A 16,468-nucleotide genomic window follows, 5' to 3' on the forward strand; every position below is an offset into this window, starting at 1 on the left:
TCTACGAAACGTCGATGCTTATAAAAATCAAAGAAATTTAAAGAAAAAACGAGTAAATCAATATTTTATAGAGGGAGGAGAGAAAATGAGAGACATCTTGCAAAAGTTTTTCGGCCGACCACAAGGTTTTTAGGAAGCATTGGTGGAAGGATTATGGCATTTACGAATAAGGAACTTAACGAATGGACATTGTCATTATTGAATATACGAAATTCTGATAGGGTATTAGAGATTGGATTTGGTCCCGGAATCGCAGTAGAGAAGATAAGTAATGTTATCAAAGAAGGAATAATCGTAGGAATTGATCCTTCAGAGGTAATGCTTTCTCAAGCGCAAAAGAGAAATGAGGTGGCCATAAGCGAAGGAAAAGTAAAGCTACATCTTGCAGAAATTGAGAATCTGCCTGTATTTGACGAGACATTTGATAAAATTTTTTCGATTAATTCAATTATTTTTTGGAATCAACCTATAAAAAGACTAAAAGACTTACGCAAATTGATGAAGCCAAACGGATTGATTGCCATTACAATCCAACCACGCTCTAAGGAGGCTAATAATGAAATCGCACTCGAGGAAGGTAAAAAATTAGTACAGTATCTCAAAGAGGCAGGGTTTTCACAAATTCAACTGGAAGTCAAAGAAATGAAGCCTGTTTTAGCTGTATGCGCTATGGATGTTAATCCATCGAGTTAGCAATCCGTTTGCAAATAGTTCCATTACTTTGTAAATAATAACAAAATGATCATTGAATTTATGAACGAATCAATATAGTTTATACAAAAAAAGTCAATTTGTAAGTAATATTTTTGTCTTTAAGGTAATCTAATAAATAAGTCACATGATTTAGCAATCATTCATTATGAAAGGAGAACCACACATGCCGAGCCAAAAGCTTGTTAACGCACTTGTTGAACAAATGAATTATGAATTCGAATCAGCCAATATTTATTTAGCGATGGCAGCATACTGTCAAGCGGAAAATTGGGATGGGTTTGCGAACTTCCTTTTAGTTCAAACAGAAGAAGAACGCTTTCACGGAATGAAAATTTTCCGTTACTTAAAAGATATTGGGGAGCGTGCGATGATTACAGGTTATGATACTCCGAAAAACGATTTTGAATCGATTTTAGACTGTTTTGAGTCTGCTTATGAACACGAAAAAGAAGTAACTAAGCGCATTTATGCTCTTTCTGACTTAGCCCTCGATGAACGAGATCACGGTACGATTCATTTCCTTAAATGGTATATTAATGAACAAATCGAAGAAGAAGCGATGTTTGATCACATTATTGTTCAATTAAAACGGCTTAATAACGATACCAATGGAATGTTTTTACTTGATCGTGAGTTTGCTGCAAGAACATTTAATCCTCCACAAGAATAAAATTTGGGAAAAACGGGGAAATGTTCAATTCGACCTTTTCTTTCAAATAGGATTGTCCTAAGAAACCAATCGTTGTTTTTAGTTCTTTTAAATGGAGATGGGGATTAGTAAAGCTTGGAACGAAAATCCAAGCGTTTTTCTATTTAAGAAAAGGGTAAATGTGTAAAAAAGCAAGAATGACATTCATGTGCATTAAAATGTTAATGGTAATTGTGAAAAAAGGGAGGGACCAATTATTCTAAAATACCTAATAATATATACTCTCTTTTAGTTACTACACCCGTTTCTGGTAAATGATGAACTCTTTGAAATAAATGAACAGCTCTCTCAGTTGTCTTATCAAAAATTCCATTTATCTTCCCATGATAAAAGCCCATTAGTTTTAGTCTTTCTTGGACGATTTGAACCAAATTCCCTTTTGAACCGAGAGATAAATTTTTTAAATCTCCATTTCCAATACCTGTGATAGGTCCTACTATATGTACAACCGTACCTTCAGATACGATTTCAAATAACTCTTCCACATCCTCGTTTCGCATTCTGATACAACCACTGCTTACATTATTACCGATCAACCAAGGTTTATTTGTTCCGTGAATTCCATACTCTCCCCAAGGTACGTTTAATCCTAACCAGCGAGTGCCAAAACCACCTCCCCACGATCTAGATTTTTTGGTAATCATAAATGTTCCAATAGGCGTAGGCGAATCCTCAGTTCCAGGTGATATTTTATATCTCTTGATGACTTTTACACCTTCAATTACGTAAAGCTCTTTCGTCCATAAATCAACCTTAATGTAAATTTTTTGAATTTTTTCACTGTGGACTTCACTAAATGGAGATATAGTTAAAAAGATGATCATAGAAATAAGAACAAAAAAATTAGTTCTTCTTATTTTGTTTTTCATCTCGATATAACTCCTTCAAAAAGTATTGTCCGTCTATATACCAGCGATCAATGATACTATCTCTTCTAATAATGAAATGGATATCCATTTTTTCTCTACCTTTATTTCTCTTATAGAATTCAACTTCAACTGGGATTTTCATTAAGATTTTTTCGTTCATGTCGTTCACAGGTGATAATGAACTATTTGTGATCTTAAAATAAGTAAAATCGTTTATTATTTTGGTCAACGGAGATAGGGTCTCTTTCGCAACCGTTAGTTCTAATAGTTGGTGATCGTGAGTGTTAATAGCTATTGCAAATATTTGAATTAGTTCATATGGGTCGATGCGATTCATGTAATCATGAATCTTTCCACCAGCTTTTAATATCATTATTTTATGAGATAAATCCATATGATCTGATCGATGGGTTGTACTTCCCCAAAAATGAATACAAAAATGTCCCGGAAAACCATTTTTAATAGCACCTGCACCATGAGGCATTCCATGCATGGATGCAGCAATCATCTGGTCATCAATAAGAACGATGATGGCTCTCCTATTCCAACTCCATTTTCCATTGTATATTTCTTTCATTATTTTTGTGTCTTTTCTACTTAGTGGTTGGACATCAGCATGCTTATTTCCCGCTCTTCTTTGAACTCTAAATTGTAAACCTGTTTCCACATCAACAACTGTAAAAGTTGTTCCTTTAGGCAGAATTTGATTGGCGATTTCCCAATGCAAAACTTCAATCATATAACTAATAGGGGTATCGTTGTCTTCATAATAATCTTCATTAGCTAATGCTTTCATTGGAAGGATCAAAAAAATAATAGAAAGGATCATCATATGAAATCTTAACTTCATCATTACATATACCTCACATTACATAAATTTCTTTTTTATTTTTAGCTACAAGAAAAACGAAATTGACGGTAATTATTAGAAATTGATGTTTGTTTAAAAATTGGACTCGGAGAACAGGGAGAAGATAATAAACTGAGTGAAAATAGGTTCGACCAAAATGGCGAATGACGAAGATAAGATGGCTTTTCTTTTAGAGGTTTTTGTAAGAAGACTTAGCTATTATAAAGAGAAGATAGACAGTCATATATCTACTGTGGACTGTTTATTTGAAATTATTGTGCGCGAGGAGGAAACGATCAAAGAACTACTCTTACAGGAAATAAAGGGGAAAGAGAAGATCGGCCGCGGAGATTTTGCTCATTTTTTGTTAAGAGGGCTCGAGTTCGTGCGAAACAATCCGATCATTCGCCGCGTTTATTTTGAAGGAGAACTTGACATGCTGATACGAAAGCTGCCGAAGGAACGAATTGAAAACCACATGGAGAAAGATGCCCATGTACTTTTTCCGCTATTGGAAGAGTGGGAGAAAAAAGGGGTGTTAAAGGAAACGAATCGTGATGTTATTATGAGTGTCATTCGTGCTTATTATTTTGCCTTCGTTCATGAGCAGCAAATAGGCTCTGAACATATTTTGCAAACTGCGCAATTTCTAGCAGAAGCGATCGCTGAAAAACTAATAAAGGATGAAGAGCAATGATTGAAGTGAATGAGGCCGTGAAATTGTTTGTAAATAACACCAATGAATGGTTTTGGGTGCAGTTTGTTATTGGTTTATGTATTCATATTTTGGTTATTGATTTACTGTTGAAGAGATTTCAACGAATGATTGGTTGAATCATGATAAAAGATGATGAGAACCTTTTATATTATTACCTATTTAGAGCACACTATTAAGAAACTTATTAAATACAGGAGTGGGAGCATGAAATTACAGGGAGACATTATTTCTGGTGAGTTTAATCAGCTGAAGAATGAATTTTATTTACAAAGAGTGAAACATTTTACGACAAATTCAACACTTAATGAAAATCAGTTAAAAACACTTTATGATTATTTAAATAAACATAAAAATGAAGCTGATGGACAAATCCTTACTTTGTATGATCAAATGCCTGTCCGTTTGAGTCAAGAAGAAATCAACCAATTGATGAATGAGCTGGATAAAATAAAGAATTGGTTTCATGAATGATAATTAATCAAAGCGGGGGAATTGAGTATTAAAATTTGTTATTATTTAAAGTGAGATGATAAATCACATGATAATATTCAGAACGTAAACGATATTCGTTTTTCTGTTTGTAAATTAAAAATGGAGGAAATTATGATTATTTCCTCCATTAATATTTATCGTGCGTTTGGAAATACACGCAGAACCATTTCATTAAATTCTTCAAAAAGTCCTTCGATTGGTTCTCCACGTTGAAGTTTATTTGTATAATCAGTCATACGATCAACAAAATCAGGGTTCGTTGAAACAAAAACATTTTGAATATTTCTGTCTGCTTGTTTTACTGCGTTTGAAATTTTATTTTCAACAGCTCTTGTCATTTCCCCTTTTGGTTGATCATCAAGCATTACTGCAACATAGGCATTGCGATTTGTGACAATGACATTTGCTTGGCGTACTCCTTCTAAGTTTTCTACACGATTAGCGGCTTCTTCTGCTATTTCCATTCTAGTTTGTTGGTTCGTACGGGGGGTTATATCCTGAGCTCGATTGTTGTCCCTTTGGTCATAGCGGACATTTTGTACATTGTTGTCCATATTCCTTGCTTCATCGTTAAAATTTGTTGCACAACCAAATACAAGTGGAATGGTTAAAGTAAATGTTATCACTAACTTTACATGTTTCATCAATATTCAATCCCCTTTCAAAATGATATTTATTGTTAATTTGCTTCTATTTTTCTTTTTTATGTACTGAATAGAAAGTATTTAGAGAAAAAAACGAAAAAGTTGAGTAATCATAAAGAAACTCGATGCAAATATTAATAAATCAGGTTTGACAATTCGAGTTCATTCGTACATTGATGAGATAAGTCATGCGGATGCAGTTTTATTTGCGAGTGGTCCAGGAATAAGGAAGCTTTGTAATGATGAAAATTATCTAAAAAGATTAAAGATAGACCCATCTAAACAGTTGGTAGGTTCTATGTGTTCAGGCTCTCTTATTTTAGGAGCTCTTGGTTTGTTAAACGGCAAGAAAGCAACTACATATCTAACAGCAAAAAGGGAGTTAGAGAAGTTTAATGTTTATGTAGTTGAAGAATCATTTGTTGTTGAAGGTAATATTGCAACTGCAGCTGGTTGTTTAGCAGCACAAAATTTAGTTGGATGGTTTATTGAAAGGCTTTTGACTAAGAAAGTAAGAGATGCAGTATTAAATTTAATTCATCCTGTTGGACAGGGGTTATCTTTAAATAAATGATTAACTTATTAGCAGGTAGCGAATGTTTAGTGAAGCATTTCTACTCCGAGATCTGTTAAACCGAAACAAATAAAGAATTTATGAAGAGGAGAAGAATCTCTCATTTTGAAAAAAACAGAGATAAGACAAGTTTATTTCCATTTTTCACACTTTCGATTGAATTTTAAAGATTATGTTAAAGTCGGTTTTTTCTCTTGTTTTAAATAAGTATGTAGTTATATACTTATTAAAGAGATCGTTACACTACAATATCTAAGTCATGGATATGTAAGATGTGACATCATTTTTTTAGAGTAGATGAAAAAATGGAGTAATTTCTTTCATTTCTTGCCTGCATATAAGGAAATAGTTATATAAATATACATAACAGGAGGTGTTCCTATGGCAAAAACAGTGGTGGAGATCGAAAAAGCATCATACGTTTTAAAGTTACTTGGTGATAAAACACGTTTGACGATCATGGCAATTTTAAATCAACGTGAGTGTTGTGTATGTGAACTTCATGAAGTGTTTGACATGAGTCAACCTTCTATTAGTCAGCATCTTCGCAAGTTAAAGGATGCAGGATTAGTAAAAGAGAATAGAAGAGGGCAGTGGATTTATTATTCACTTAATTCACAAAATGAGTTATATGATTTCATTCAAATTATTTTGGAACATATTCCAGATCAAACAGAGAATATTCGTAAGATTGAGGAAACCAACCCTACGCTCCGATGCGATTGTTAATCTAAAATGATATCTGTGGAAGCGCTTATTACGTTCATTTAACAAGGCATAATGGTTTCAACGGAAATATTAAAAAAATAACAACAAAGGTGGAATGAAACATGAAAAACAAAAAGACGATCTACTTCTTATGTACCGGTAACTCTTGCCGTAGCCAAATGGCTGAAGGATGGGCAAAGAAATATTTAGGAGACGAGTGGGAAGTTTATAGTGCAGGACTCGAAGCACACGGTTTAAACCCTAATGCAGTGAAAGCCATGAAAGAAGTAGGAATTGACATTTCTAATCAAACTTCTGATGTTATTGATCCAGAAATTTTAAATAAGGCTGATTTAGTGGTGACATTATGTGGACATGCTGCTGATCACTGCCCTGTTACTCCACCTCACGTAAAACGTGTACACTGGGGGTTTGATGACCCAGCAAGAGCAGAAGGTACGGAGGAAGAAAAATGGGCAGTGTTCCAACGTGTACGTGATGAAATCGGAGAGCGCATTAAACGATTTGCTGAGACTGGAGAATAGTCCATAAAAACCATATAAACCGAGAGATTTTTCTCTCGACTTTTTTAAAAGTGTAAATAAGTATATTATTATAAACTTTTTAAAGCGGGATGCACAACATACAAAATAATGATGTTAGGGGATGAAAGTAAATGAAAAAAGTCGAGATTTTTGATCCGGCGATGTGTTGTTCTACAGGTGTATGTGGGCCGAGCGTAGATCCGGAATTAACAAGAGTAGCATCAGCCGTATTTTCTTTAGAAAAGAAAGGTTTTGATATTAAACGATACAACTTAGCTAACGAGCCAGATAAATTCGCGGAAAACACAGAGGTTTCTAAAGTACTTCATGAAAAAGGTCCAGATGCTCTCCCTGTCGTATTAAGAGATGGGAAAGTGGTAAAGGTTGGTGCTTACCCGACCAATGAGGAGCTGGCAGAATGGTTTGGTGTTAATCCTGAAGAACTAAAAGCTGAAAAACCTCGTGTTCGTCTAAAATTAAATCTTAATAAATAAAGGAGGGATAAAAGGATGTTTCAATCCTTTCATCCTTATCATACGATTCAGACGCCTTTTCTCTTTTTTACTGGAAAAGGTGGGGTAGGGAAAACCTCAACAGCTTGTGCAACAGCTGTGGCATTAGCCGATGCCGGGAAAAAAGTGTTAATTGTAAGTACAGACCCGGCTTCTAATTTACAAGACGTATTTGAAATGGAATTAGGGACGAAACCAGTTCCTATACCCAGTGTAGAGAATCTATTTGCATGCAACATAGATCCTGAAGAAGCAGCGAGAGCCTATCGTGAAAAAGTAGTAGGACCCTATCGAGGTAAACTTCCAGATTCTGTCCTGACAACCATGGAAGAACAGTTATCTGGGGCATGTACAGTGGAGATTGCGGCTTTTGATGAGTTTACCAACTTAATAGCAAATGAAGAATTGGTTAGTCAATTTGATCACATCATTTTTGATACAGCTCCAACGGGTCATACGCTTCGGTTGCTTCAATTACCGATGGCTTGGACAGGCTTTTTAGAAGAAAGTACACATGGAGCTTCCTGCTTGGGCCCATTATCAGGTTTGAATGAGAAAAAGCAACTTTATGCTAAAACGATGGAAGTGTTGGAGAATCCAGAACAAACTACTTTATTGTTGGTTGCTCGTCCGGAACTCGCTTCTTTACAAGAAGCAAACCGAGCGTCCAAAGAATTAAAAGAAATTGGAATAAAAAACCAGTTATTAATTATTAACGGTCTTATGCAACAGTATTTAGAAAACGATAAGGTTTCAGTAGCCATTTATCAAAAACAACAACGGGCTTTAATAACAATGCCAAAAGAATTAAAGCAAATGGGCATTTATTCGTTACCGTTTGTTTCTTATTCTTTAACCGGAATCAAACATCTTCGTTATTTATTTAAAGGATACACGTTTTCGGCGAATGAGAATCAAGACATAGACTTAGCAGAAGTAAATCTTCACCATTTAACAGAAGTGGTTAACGAATTCTCTGAAAAACAGCCAAAGGTTATTTTTACAATGGGCAAAGGTGGCGTAGGCAAAACAACCATTGCTTCGGCCATCGCGGTGGGGTTAGTCGAAAAAGGACATCGGGTTCACTTAACAACCACGGACCCTGCAGCCCATTTGGATTTTATGTTTCCAAATCAAAATCATGATGTAAAGGAACTTCTTACCATCAGTAAAATAGATCCAAAAGCAGAAGTAAAAGCCTATACACAAGAGGTATTGTCAAAGGCGCTGGAAGAGTTAGAGGAGGAAGAACTCGCTTATTTAGAAGAGGATTTAAAGTCACCTTGTACGGAAGAACTCGCTGTATTTAGAGCGTTTGCTGAAGTAGTCGCCAAATCCGAAGGAGAAATCGTGATTATTGATACAGCTCCAACGGGACATACCTTACTCTTATTAGATGCGGCTCAATCCTATCATAAAGAACTAGTCCGTTCGACTGGAGAAGTACCTGAGAGTGTCGCGAAGTTACTGCCCCGTTTACGAAATCCAAAAGAAACTAGTGTTGTTATTGTGACTTTGGCAGAAGCAACACCTGTTCTAGAGGCACAACGCTTACAGGAGGATTTAAAAAGAGCAAACATTGAGCCGAAATGGTGGGTTATCAACCAAAGCCTATATGCAACCGAAACGATTGATCCCGTATTAAGAGGAAGAGCACATGCTGAAAAAACATGGATTCAGAAAGTCCAACAAGATTTAGCTTCTCATTGCGCTATTATCCCTTGGCAGCCAGAAGAGAAAATTGGATACGACAAGGTAAAAGAATATACTCAAGATTAACAAAGCTGATCCTACCCGGAGAGAATCGTATGATAAAAATACCGTACATCACAAAAATCAAATTTTTATCGGTGGAGCAGATGACGTAGAAAACATGAAATGAAAGAAATATTGAAACGTTTGTTTCACCAGAAGGTTAACGAAAAACCACTTATTAAGAAAGGAGAAGGGGAAGATGGTGATTACTGATCAAGCAAAACTAGCATTACAAGATATTTTAAAGGAAAACGGTAAAGAAGGGATTCGTCTTTACTCTGCAGGTGAAGGATGTTGCGGTCCACAACTTGGTTTATCATTAGAAGATCCTCAAACTACAGATCGGGTGGAGAAAATGAATGGTATTCAGGTAGCGATTGATGAGCAAGTGTCTTCTATCATCGAAGGAATTACACTAGATGCAGAGGAAACAGGAGAAGGTATCCATTTTGTCTTATTAGGGTTAAATCAAAGTTGTTGAAATCAAAATAAATAGGCAAAAAACGCTGACGACGTAAAAAAAGTTGTCAGCTTTTAATTTAAGCTAATAAATATACTCTAAATATTAAATTAAAAGATTACATTAAAAGGCAAAGCATTGAGACCAGTCATGGTGCTCCTTATTAGCTCAGAACTGGCAGGCTTACCGGAATGAACATATTACACACTATCTTTAGAAAGAATCTAGTCTTTTCGTTTGTAGGTTTGTCATGACGATGCCGACGTGATCAGGATCTTTATTATATTCCATTGAAGGAGGAACTTCATTTGAACATGTTGAAAATTATATTTGTCAATTAATAAGAGAGAAAGGGTGATACTATTCAAATCATTGAAGTGAAAGAAAGCCAAGATGATGCAAAAAAAGATGTTATTAATAGTGAATGCTGCCCATTTTCATCTATTTGTGATTGTTGTTAATTGTATTTTGAAAAGCGTGATGACCCATAGCTAGTTCCTTTACTGTATAGAATAGAAGGAGTTGATTAATCGTTTGAATATTCGTGGCTTTTGTAAAGAGGATTGGTTGCAAGTGAAGGAAATTTACGAGCAAGGAATGGCAACAGGACAAGCAACGTTTGAAACGGCAGTACCATCATTAGAAAAATGGGAATCGACTATTGCCGCAAATTTATGTTTAGTTGCTGAAGACGAAGAAGGCATTCAAGGCTGGTGTAAGATAAGTAAAGTATCGGATCGCTGCGTGTATGAAGGAGTGGGAGAGGTTAGTGTGTATGTTCGAGAAGTGAGTCGAGGAAAAGGAGTTGGCAAACAACTTTTACAAGCTATTATCAAAGAATCAGAGGAAAAAGGATTTTGGACATTAACTGCAGGCATTTTCCCTGAAAACATACCAAGTTTACGTTTACATCAAAGTGTTGGATTTCGTAAAATCGGCATCCGACAACGGATAGGAAAGTTAAATGGGGTATGGCGTGATGTCGTGTTACTCGAGCGTCGTAGTCAAATTGTGGGTATGGATTGATATGACTATTAGGTGAAATTACTATTTGCCTATAAAAATAGTGACAGCGTTATTCTAGGATTCGATTTCAAACCAAATAATTCTGTCAAAAAATTAGAACTAAGTAAAATGGTGTCATTTAGCCAAGTGATATTCATTGTAAAATAAAAATTAAATTATGATTCATGTGTTCCATTTTCACGGTCATGCACTATGAATTACTTTTGACAACAAGCTTGATTTCAACTTTTGGAAAACAACAACCAAGCCGGATATATGTAAACTTTCCATTGATGGAAATTTCAATTATTGATTGTGTTCGGTTGTGGAAAGACTCGTATTTTACTAATTTTTATGGAGGATAAAGAAGTTGATTAAAGCACTAGTATTTGATTTTGATGGATTAATTGTAGATACTGAGTCACTTTGGTTTGATGTGTATAAGGACGTACTAGTCGAATATGACTGTGAGTTAAAGTTAGAAGATTTTGCATTAAGTATCGGAACGAAAGATGACGTGTTGTACGAACGGCTGACCAAAATAGCACGAAAGCCTATCAATCGGATAGAGATCGATCGAAATACACATGAGAGGTATCAACAACAAATGAGTCAATTACACCTACGTGAAGGGGTAAATGAGTATTTAAAAGCGGCAAAAGAACTTGGTTTGAAAATAGGTCTGGCATCTAGTTCAAGCAGATATTGGGTGCAAGGCTTTTTAGAGAAGTTTAACATCAAGGAATATTTCGAAGTTGTAAAAACATCAGATAATGTTAAAAAAGTAAAGCCTGATCCTGAACTCTACTTACAGGCCATTCAGGAGCTTGGAGTGAAACCATACGAGGCTTTGGCCTTTGAAGACTCAAAAAATGGTCTGATAGCAGCTACTAAGGCAGGGTTACATTGTGTTATTGTTCCAAACTCAGTTACCAGCTTTTTAGACTTTTCCGGACATTTACACCGCCTATCATCCATGGAAGAAATTGAATTAAAGGATTTGTTGCATTTAATCGAATCCAAATTAGTGAAAGAATGAAAAATAATTTAGCTAAAAATGATGTGTTTATTGAACCTATATAAAATAGGGTATAAATTCGTATAAAAGTTTCCTGAAAAGGCGTTTTTTTAGAAAAGGACAATGGCGAGCAGGTACTACCCATATACATATAAACGAGTTTAAAATCGAACATGAATGATAATATTGTGTTTATAAATTATCGGCAGTTATGTTCAATAGCAATATAAAGGTAATTGCGTCCTGTTATAAATCACCCAAGTGGGAGCCACGGGTTTGATGTTCGTGATGATAACAAGACATCTCGTATAGCTATTGAGCGAGTTTTGGAGTTCTGTAGAGAACATTTGATTCAAATTGAGGATATTGATTAAATCTTAATTACTTCAGAAAACGTTGGTTCGATTTATAACATCAATAAATCAAGCTAGCTTCAAAATAGTCTTCAACAGACTGGTGCCATTCTTTAATAAGAATCGGCACTTTTTCATTTTATAAGCGAAACCGCAAAAAAGATCAAAATGTTAATCTTCGTATAAGTATAATATGGATAAAAGGAATAAACAGGAAGTGGTGAAGATCTTGAGTTACTTGAAGCAAATACAAAGGGCGGTTGATTATATTGAAGAAAATCTAAGTAACGAACTATCGATTACGGAGATATCACAACAGGTAAATTTCTCAATGTACCATTTTCATCGAATTTTTCAATCCTTTGTTGGAGAGTCATTAACAGAATATATAAGAAGGCGCAGGCTAACGGCTGCAGCTCACTTACTTAGAAACACAAATCTTCGCATTATTGATATCGCTTGTGAATATGGATTTAATTCTCAAGAAGCATTTACGAGAGCATTTAAAAAAATGTTTGGCATCACCCCCGGAATGTATCGCAGACAAAAACAGAGACTTTTGCTAAAAGAAAAACCGCGTTTAACAATTTCAATGTTAAAACATTTTGAGGGAGGCTTATTAATGGAACCAAGGATTGTAATTAAAGAAGGATTTACTGTAGTCGGCATGAAGTGTTCAACTACATTAAAAAACAATAAAGTTCCACAGTTGTGGGATGAATTTCTCTCAAGAATACATGAAATAAAAAATAGATCAGATGATAAAGTAGCCATGGGAATTAGTGAATTTTGCCAGAATCCACATGACGAAGAATTCACTTATGTTGCATGTGTACCTGTAATGAGAATCGACGAAATCCCCGAGGGAATGGTAGTAAAGACCGTTCCGAGAAATAAGTACGTTGTTGTTACGCACAAAGGGAGTATGGAAACGCTTGGGAACGCATATGATTTCATTTATGCTACTTGGCTTCCAAAGTCCGGTTATGAACTTGCCGAAGCGGATGATTTCGAAGTGTACGATGAGCGATTTCTTGGACCAGAAGATGAAAAGTCTGAGATTGATATATATGTACCCATAAAATAGCGTTGTGTATAAGCTTAATGGGCAATATTTGAATACCTTTAATCGGATAGGGTACTAGACTAAGAATTATTTCATAAATTTGGAATTAATATAATTTATTAAGCAAAAGAGCGCGATGCTTAAATAAGGCATCGCTTCATATGTTCAATCGGGGCCAGCGTCCCAGTAATAATATGGGGCCTTTTCTTTCTCAAGAAACTAGGGATTGGCTGCTTTTTTGATCACAATTATTAATAAGAGGTTTTAAAGAAATGAGTGCGTTACGAGGGAGATTATAGAGTGAGATTAGTCTAATAATAATATATCTGGGGTAATGAATAGGTAATTGGTAAAAATAAGAATGACTGGACAGATTCGCACGTTAATGATTTAGAAAGGAGAAAAAAATGGACAAAAAACGAATGGAGAATAACCAATCTAAAGAGTTAAAAAAGAAGCCGGAAGATGATCTTTATGGAATCGATACTGAGACTAGCTTACAGTCAGTTAACTTCGCAACAACTGAAAATCCTTATTTAAACCAACATTTCCAAGAAGAGCCTAATGACTAAAAAATTTTTCGTTTCGATTTTAAGCATATAACGATTTTAAACCCTAGCACGCTTCATAAATGGGATGGACCATTCCATGGAAGACCGGAGTTAGTCGAACAAATGACAGAAGAATTAAGAGAATTGCTAAAGTAATCAATATCACTCAAGTTCATGTTTTTTCTCTAAGCGAAACGTTGCAGCTAGCAAACTTCTTGAGAATCCGAAAACGTTGATGGATTAACGATATATAACATCCTGTATAAACAATAAATTCAGAAATACTAAAACCCCTTGAGCTTCAAGGGGTTTTGTAGAATAGAACTACCGAAAGAAATAATGATGATGTTATCTAATTTTTATAGAGTACATTCAAGAGGGGGACTTATTCACCATAGCTCTGAATCATATTCGCGATATGAGTATAAGCACCACCTGCTCGTAAAGCGGCTGCTACTAGAATAGCCTCCGAGAGCTCTTCTTTAGTCGCACCTTCTTTTTGAGCAGATTTTGTATGAACGTCAATGCAGTATGGACATTCCGTGGTATGGGCTACAGCAACAGCAATTAACTCTTTTAGCTTAGCACTCAATTTTCCTTCTTTGGTCGCTACATTGCTAAAATTGTTAAATGCGCTAAAACCATCAGGGGCCCATTGTTTCAAATTAGCTAGTTTTTTTAGGTTCGAACGGCGGTAGAAGGTGTCATCTGCTTCCTGATCTAGTGCATTTTGCATATGGGTACTATGAGTCATTGCTCCACCAGCTTCAATAGCAGCTGTTACAAACGCTGCTTCCACCAATTCTTCAAGGGATGCGCCTGCTGCTTTTGCATTACGGGTATGCACATCAATACAATAAGGACATTCAGTAGCGTGTGCCACAGCGACTGCGATGATTTCTTTCTCCTTCTTTGTAAGCGCGCCTTCTTCCATCACAGCATGGTTAAATTTTTGAAAAGCTTGATATTGTTCAGGAACTAAATCTCCCAGCTTAGCAAAATGACGTAAATTTTCCTTTTGATATAAGTTGTTTGCCATTATTCTGCGTCCTTTCTTTATGGTCTTAGAGTTAATTTTTTAAAATCCGTTGTATTATATGTAGATGGTCTGGTTATTTAGAAGAAATCAATCGATATAATCGCTTAATCGTTTCGACATGTAATGCTTCATGGTAAAAGCTAAACAATAATGTCTCACCCAATGTGTAAAACGTAGTGCCTGCTCGGTTTGTAAATGGAGTTGGCAGTTTTTCATGCAAACGTCCTTGAATAAAGTCTTTTATTCTTGTTTTTTGTTCTGTCAAGACCACGGCAATCTCTGCTAATGATGGCGGCGTTCCTTCCCATTCTGCCGGTTTCGTTCCGGCACCGAAAAACTGCTCATATTCTTTTGGAATACCCATTTCTTCTCCTAAAACTCGAAAGACGAGCTTTTCCTGAACGGATGCAATGTGACCAAAGTTCCAGCGAATATTGTTGTTAAAACCTTTTGGAACGATATCCGAAATCTCTTCTGGAATTTTTTTTATCATTTGCTCAGTAATCCCACGCACGGTTTCCAAATGACGAATAATTGTTGGTTCCAAGAAAAACCCCTCCCAACTTTTTAAAGATCTTAGAATAACTATTTCTTGGTCTTCACGTTTATTCCTTTCAATAGGAAGTTTTTTTAGGTCCGAATTCTGGTTTCGGTATGAAAATCAATGCAGAAATTAAAAAAAACATAAATTTTTCCTGGTTCTAGTGTAAAAAATCAATTAAAGACCTAAGACATTCTGACTAGTAAGGACAAATGATAAATTTAAATATTCTACGTGATTGGGAGGGAGATTAAAATGTTATTATTTAGATGGTTAAGCGGAAGAAGAAGATTGCTCTTTAATTAAAATAGTCTCTGCTATCAATTGTTGTTAAATTTTGACCAAAAGAAAAACCGCATGATGAGCGGTTAATTGAACGATTGAACCCCATGTGAAGTAACTAAATATATCGTTAAACTGTTACTGAACCGACAAACCCGATTCTTTTATCTCAATGTTTTTGAACTAAAGTCTCACCATCATGATTCTCCCCATAACCGTTTCGTTATCATCCGCTCCCACCAGTTCCACGGAAGAACATTTTTTAAGATAATTCCTAATTTCACGCCTTTGCCAACCGGATACCGCAATTTTGGAGAGGGAGACTTTGCCACTTGCACAATCTGTTGGATCACTTCATCCGGAGGAGGTGCCGTGTCAGCAACGTGGTTGACATATTTCCATATGGACTTCATCTTTTTAACATAAGGGGAATTCGGATTGATCGTTACCGCTTCTAACCCTTTTGACCAGATATCCGTTTTATAGGATCCCGGTTCAATCAACACAACATGAACGCCGTACGGTAGCATCTCCAAACGCAAAGACTCACTGAATCCTTCTACCGCAAACTTGGATGCTGCATAAGGCCCCATAGAAGGGAATCCGATCCGTCCGCTGATACTGCTTATATTCACAATCTTGCCGCTTCTGCGTTCTCTCATCGACGGCAAAACCGCTTTTGTAACTGCTACTAAACCGAAAAAATTGGTTTCAAATTGCCGCCGCCATTCTTCAACAGCAAGTTCCTCCGTGAAGCCGCCTGTTGCATACCCCGCATTGTTCACCAACAGATCAATTCGACCATAACGGTCGATCACATCCTGAATTACAGTTTCCACAGCGGAAAAATCGGTTACATCCAATTGGACAATTTCCATCTGATTCGTTACACCTGCTTCTTTCGCCACCGCTTCCAGCCGTCCTTTGTTATCCAAGTTCCTCATAGAAGCTAGCACACGATAGCCTTCGCCGGCAAGTGCTACACATGTCAGCAACCCAAAGCCGCTTGAAGCTCCTGTAACAAACGCAACCGGTTGTTTGTCAATAGTTTGATTCACAATAT

21 protein-coding genes are annotated in these 16,468 nt (G+C 36.1%); 15 read left to right on the forward strand and 6 right to left on the reverse strand.

Annotation, left to right across the window (positions count from 1 at the left end; genetic code table 11):
- Positions 1-153 precede the first annotated feature (153 nt).
- On the forward strand, positions 154-693 hold the full coding sequence (locus H0Z31_12435; protein MBO8178251.1) for a class I SAM-dependent methyltransferase: 540 nt from the start codon (positions 154-156) through the stop codon (positions 691-693).
- Between the two features lie 184 nt (positions 694-877).
- Positions 878-1,384, forward strand: a complete 507-nt coding sequence (locus H0Z31_12440; GenBank protein MBO8178252.1) for a ferritin — start codon at positions 878-880, stop codon at positions 1,382-1,384.
- Between the two features lie 233 nt (positions 1,385-1,617).
- On the opposite strand, the gene H0Z31_12445 is transcribed toward H0Z31_12440, so the two are convergent.
- Positions 1,618-2,292: a L,D-transpeptidase family protein gene (locus H0Z31_12445; protein ID MBO8178253.1), complete on the reverse strand. Its 675-nt coding sequence runs from the start codon at positions 2,290-2,292 to the stop codon at positions 1,618-1,620.
- Positions 2,267-3,142, reverse strand: a complete 876-nt coding sequence (locus H0Z31_12450) for a hypothetical protein (protein MBO8178254.1) — start codon at positions 3,140-3,142, stop codon at positions 2,267-2,269. Before H0Z31_12450 ends, H0Z31_12445 begins: the two co-directional genes overlap by 26 nt.
- A 136-nt stretch (positions 3,143-3,278) precedes the next feature.
- Here H0Z31_12450 and H0Z31_12455 point away from each other — a divergent pair, with 136 nt between their 5' ends.
- The 3 genes from H0Z31_12455 (at position 3,279) to H0Z31_12465 (ending at position 4,331) form a co-directional block, all read left to right on the forward strand.
- Entirely contained in the window at positions 3,279-3,839 is a 561-nt protein-coding gene (locus H0Z31_12455; protein ID MBO8178255.1) for a hypothetical protein, read from the forward strand.
- Positions 3,836-3,976, forward strand: a complete 141-nt coding sequence (locus H0Z31_12460; GenBank protein ID MBO8178256.1) for a hypothetical protein — start codon at positions 3,836-3,838, stop codon at positions 3,974-3,976. The genes H0Z31_12455 and H0Z31_12460 overlap by 4 nt, the downstream gene beginning before the upstream one ends.
- Before the next feature lie 88 nt (positions 3,977-4,064).
- Complete coding sequence (locus H0Z31_12465) at positions 4,065-4,331, forward strand: hypothetical protein (protein MBO8178257.1); 267 nt, start codon at positions 4,065-4,067, stop codon at positions 4,329-4,331.
- Between the two features lie 155 nt (positions 4,332-4,486).
- On the opposite strand, the gene H0Z31_12470 is transcribed toward H0Z31_12465, so the two are convergent.
- Positions 4,487-4,996 carry a YhcN/YlaJ family sporulation lipoprotein gene (locus tag H0Z31_12470; GenBank protein MBO8178258.1) on the reverse strand — a complete coding sequence of 170 codons (510 nt, stop codon included), beginning with the start codon at positions 4,994-4,996 and terminating at the stop codon, positions 4,487-4,489.
- A 148-nt stretch (positions 4,997-5,144) separates the two neighbouring features.
- Between H0Z31_12470 and H0Z31_12475 the strand changes: the two genes are divergently transcribed.
- The 10 genes from H0Z31_12475 (at position 5,145) to H0Z31_12520 (ending at position 13,564) form a co-directional block, all read left to right on the forward strand.
- On the forward strand, positions 5,145-5,570 hold the full coding sequence (locus tag H0Z31_12475) for a DJ-1/PfpI family protein (protein MBO8178259.1): 426 nt from the start codon (positions 5,145-5,147) through the stop codon (positions 5,568-5,570).
- 381 nt (positions 5,571-5,951) lie between these two features.
- The gene (locus H0Z31_12480; protein MBO8178260.1) at positions 5,952-6,299 is read left to right on the forward strand and encodes a winged helix-turn-helix transcriptional regulator; all 348 of its coding nucleotides are present in this window, start codon (positions 5,952-5,954) and stop codon (positions 6,297-6,299) included.
- Positions 6,300-6,400: 101 nt separating this feature from the next.
- Complete coding sequence (arsC, locus tag H0Z31_12485) at positions 6,401-6,823, forward strand: arsenate reductase (thioredoxin) (GenBank protein MBO8178261.1); 423 nt, start codon at positions 6,401-6,403, stop codon at positions 6,821-6,823.
- Between the two features lie 131 nt (positions 6,824-6,954).
- Positions 6,955-7,317, forward strand: a complete 363-nt coding sequence (arsD, locus tag H0Z31_12490) for an arsenite efflux transporter metallochaperone ArsD (protein MBO8178262.1) — start codon at positions 6,955-6,957, stop codon at positions 7,315-7,317.
- A gap of 15 nt (positions 7,318-7,332) precedes the next feature.
- Positions 7,333-9,114, forward strand: a complete 1,782-nt coding sequence (gene arsA / locus H0Z31_12495) for an arsenical pump-driving ATPase (GenBank protein MBO8178263.1) — start codon at positions 7,333-7,335, stop codon at positions 9,112-9,114.
- A gap of 175 nt (positions 9,115-9,289) precedes the next feature.
- Entirely contained in the window at positions 9,290-9,571 is a 282-nt protein-coding gene (locus tag H0Z31_12500) for an adhesin (protein ID MBO8178264.1), read from the forward strand.
- A gap of 513 nt (positions 9,572-10,084) precedes the next feature.
- Positions 10,085-10,576: an N-acetyltransferase gene (locus tag H0Z31_12505; GenBank protein MBO8178265.1), complete on the forward strand. Its 492-nt coding sequence runs from the start codon at positions 10,085-10,087 to the stop codon at positions 10,574-10,576.
- 352 nt (positions 10,577-10,928) lie between these two features.
- The gene (locus H0Z31_12510; GenBank protein ID MBO8178266.1) at positions 10,929-11,594 is read left to right on the forward strand and encodes an HAD family hydrolase; all 666 of its coding nucleotides are present in this window, start codon (positions 10,929-10,931) and stop codon (positions 11,592-11,594) included.
- Between the two features lie 561 nt (positions 11,595-12,155).
- A complete protein-coding gene (locus H0Z31_12515; GenBank protein MBO8178267.1) occupies positions 12,156-13,013 on the forward strand; it encodes an AraC family transcriptional regulator in 858 nt (285 codons plus the stop codon).
- Positions 13,014-13,399: 386 nt separating this feature from the next.
- A complete protein-coding gene (locus H0Z31_12520; protein MBO8178268.1) occupies positions 13,400-13,564 on the forward strand; it encodes a hypothetical protein in 165 nt (54 codons plus the stop codon).
- 364 nt (positions 13,565-13,928) lie between these two features.
- Here H0Z31_12520 and H0Z31_12525 read toward each other — a convergent pair whose 3' ends face one another.
- From H0Z31_12525 to H0Z31_12535, 3 genes are all read right to left on the reverse strand, one after another.
- On the reverse strand, positions 13,929-14,582 hold the full coding sequence (locus tag H0Z31_12525; protein MBO8178269.1) for a carboxymuconolactone decarboxylase family protein: 654 nt from the start codon (positions 14,580-14,582) through the stop codon (positions 13,929-13,931).
- A gap of 73 nt (positions 14,583-14,655) precedes the next feature.
- Positions 14,656-15,129 carry a DinB family protein gene (locus tag H0Z31_12530; GenBank protein MBO8178270.1) on the reverse strand — a complete coding sequence of 158 codons (474 nt, stop codon included), beginning with the start codon at positions 15,127-15,129 and terminating at the stop codon, positions 14,656-14,658.
- 473 nt (positions 15,130-15,602) lie between these two features.
- Positions 15,603-16,463 carry an SDR family oxidoreductase gene (locus H0Z31_12535; protein MBO8178271.1) on the reverse strand — a complete coding sequence of 287 codons (861 nt, stop codon included), beginning with the start codon at positions 16,461-16,463 and terminating at the stop codon, positions 15,603-15,605.
- Positions 16,464-16,468: the final 5 nt, after the last annotated feature.

Origin of the sequence: Bacillus sp. (in: firmicutes) (genome assembly GCA_017656295.1) — a bacterium.
In the GTDB taxonomy this organism is placed as follows: Bacteria; Bacillota; Bacilli; order Bacillales; family JACDOC01; genus JACDOC01.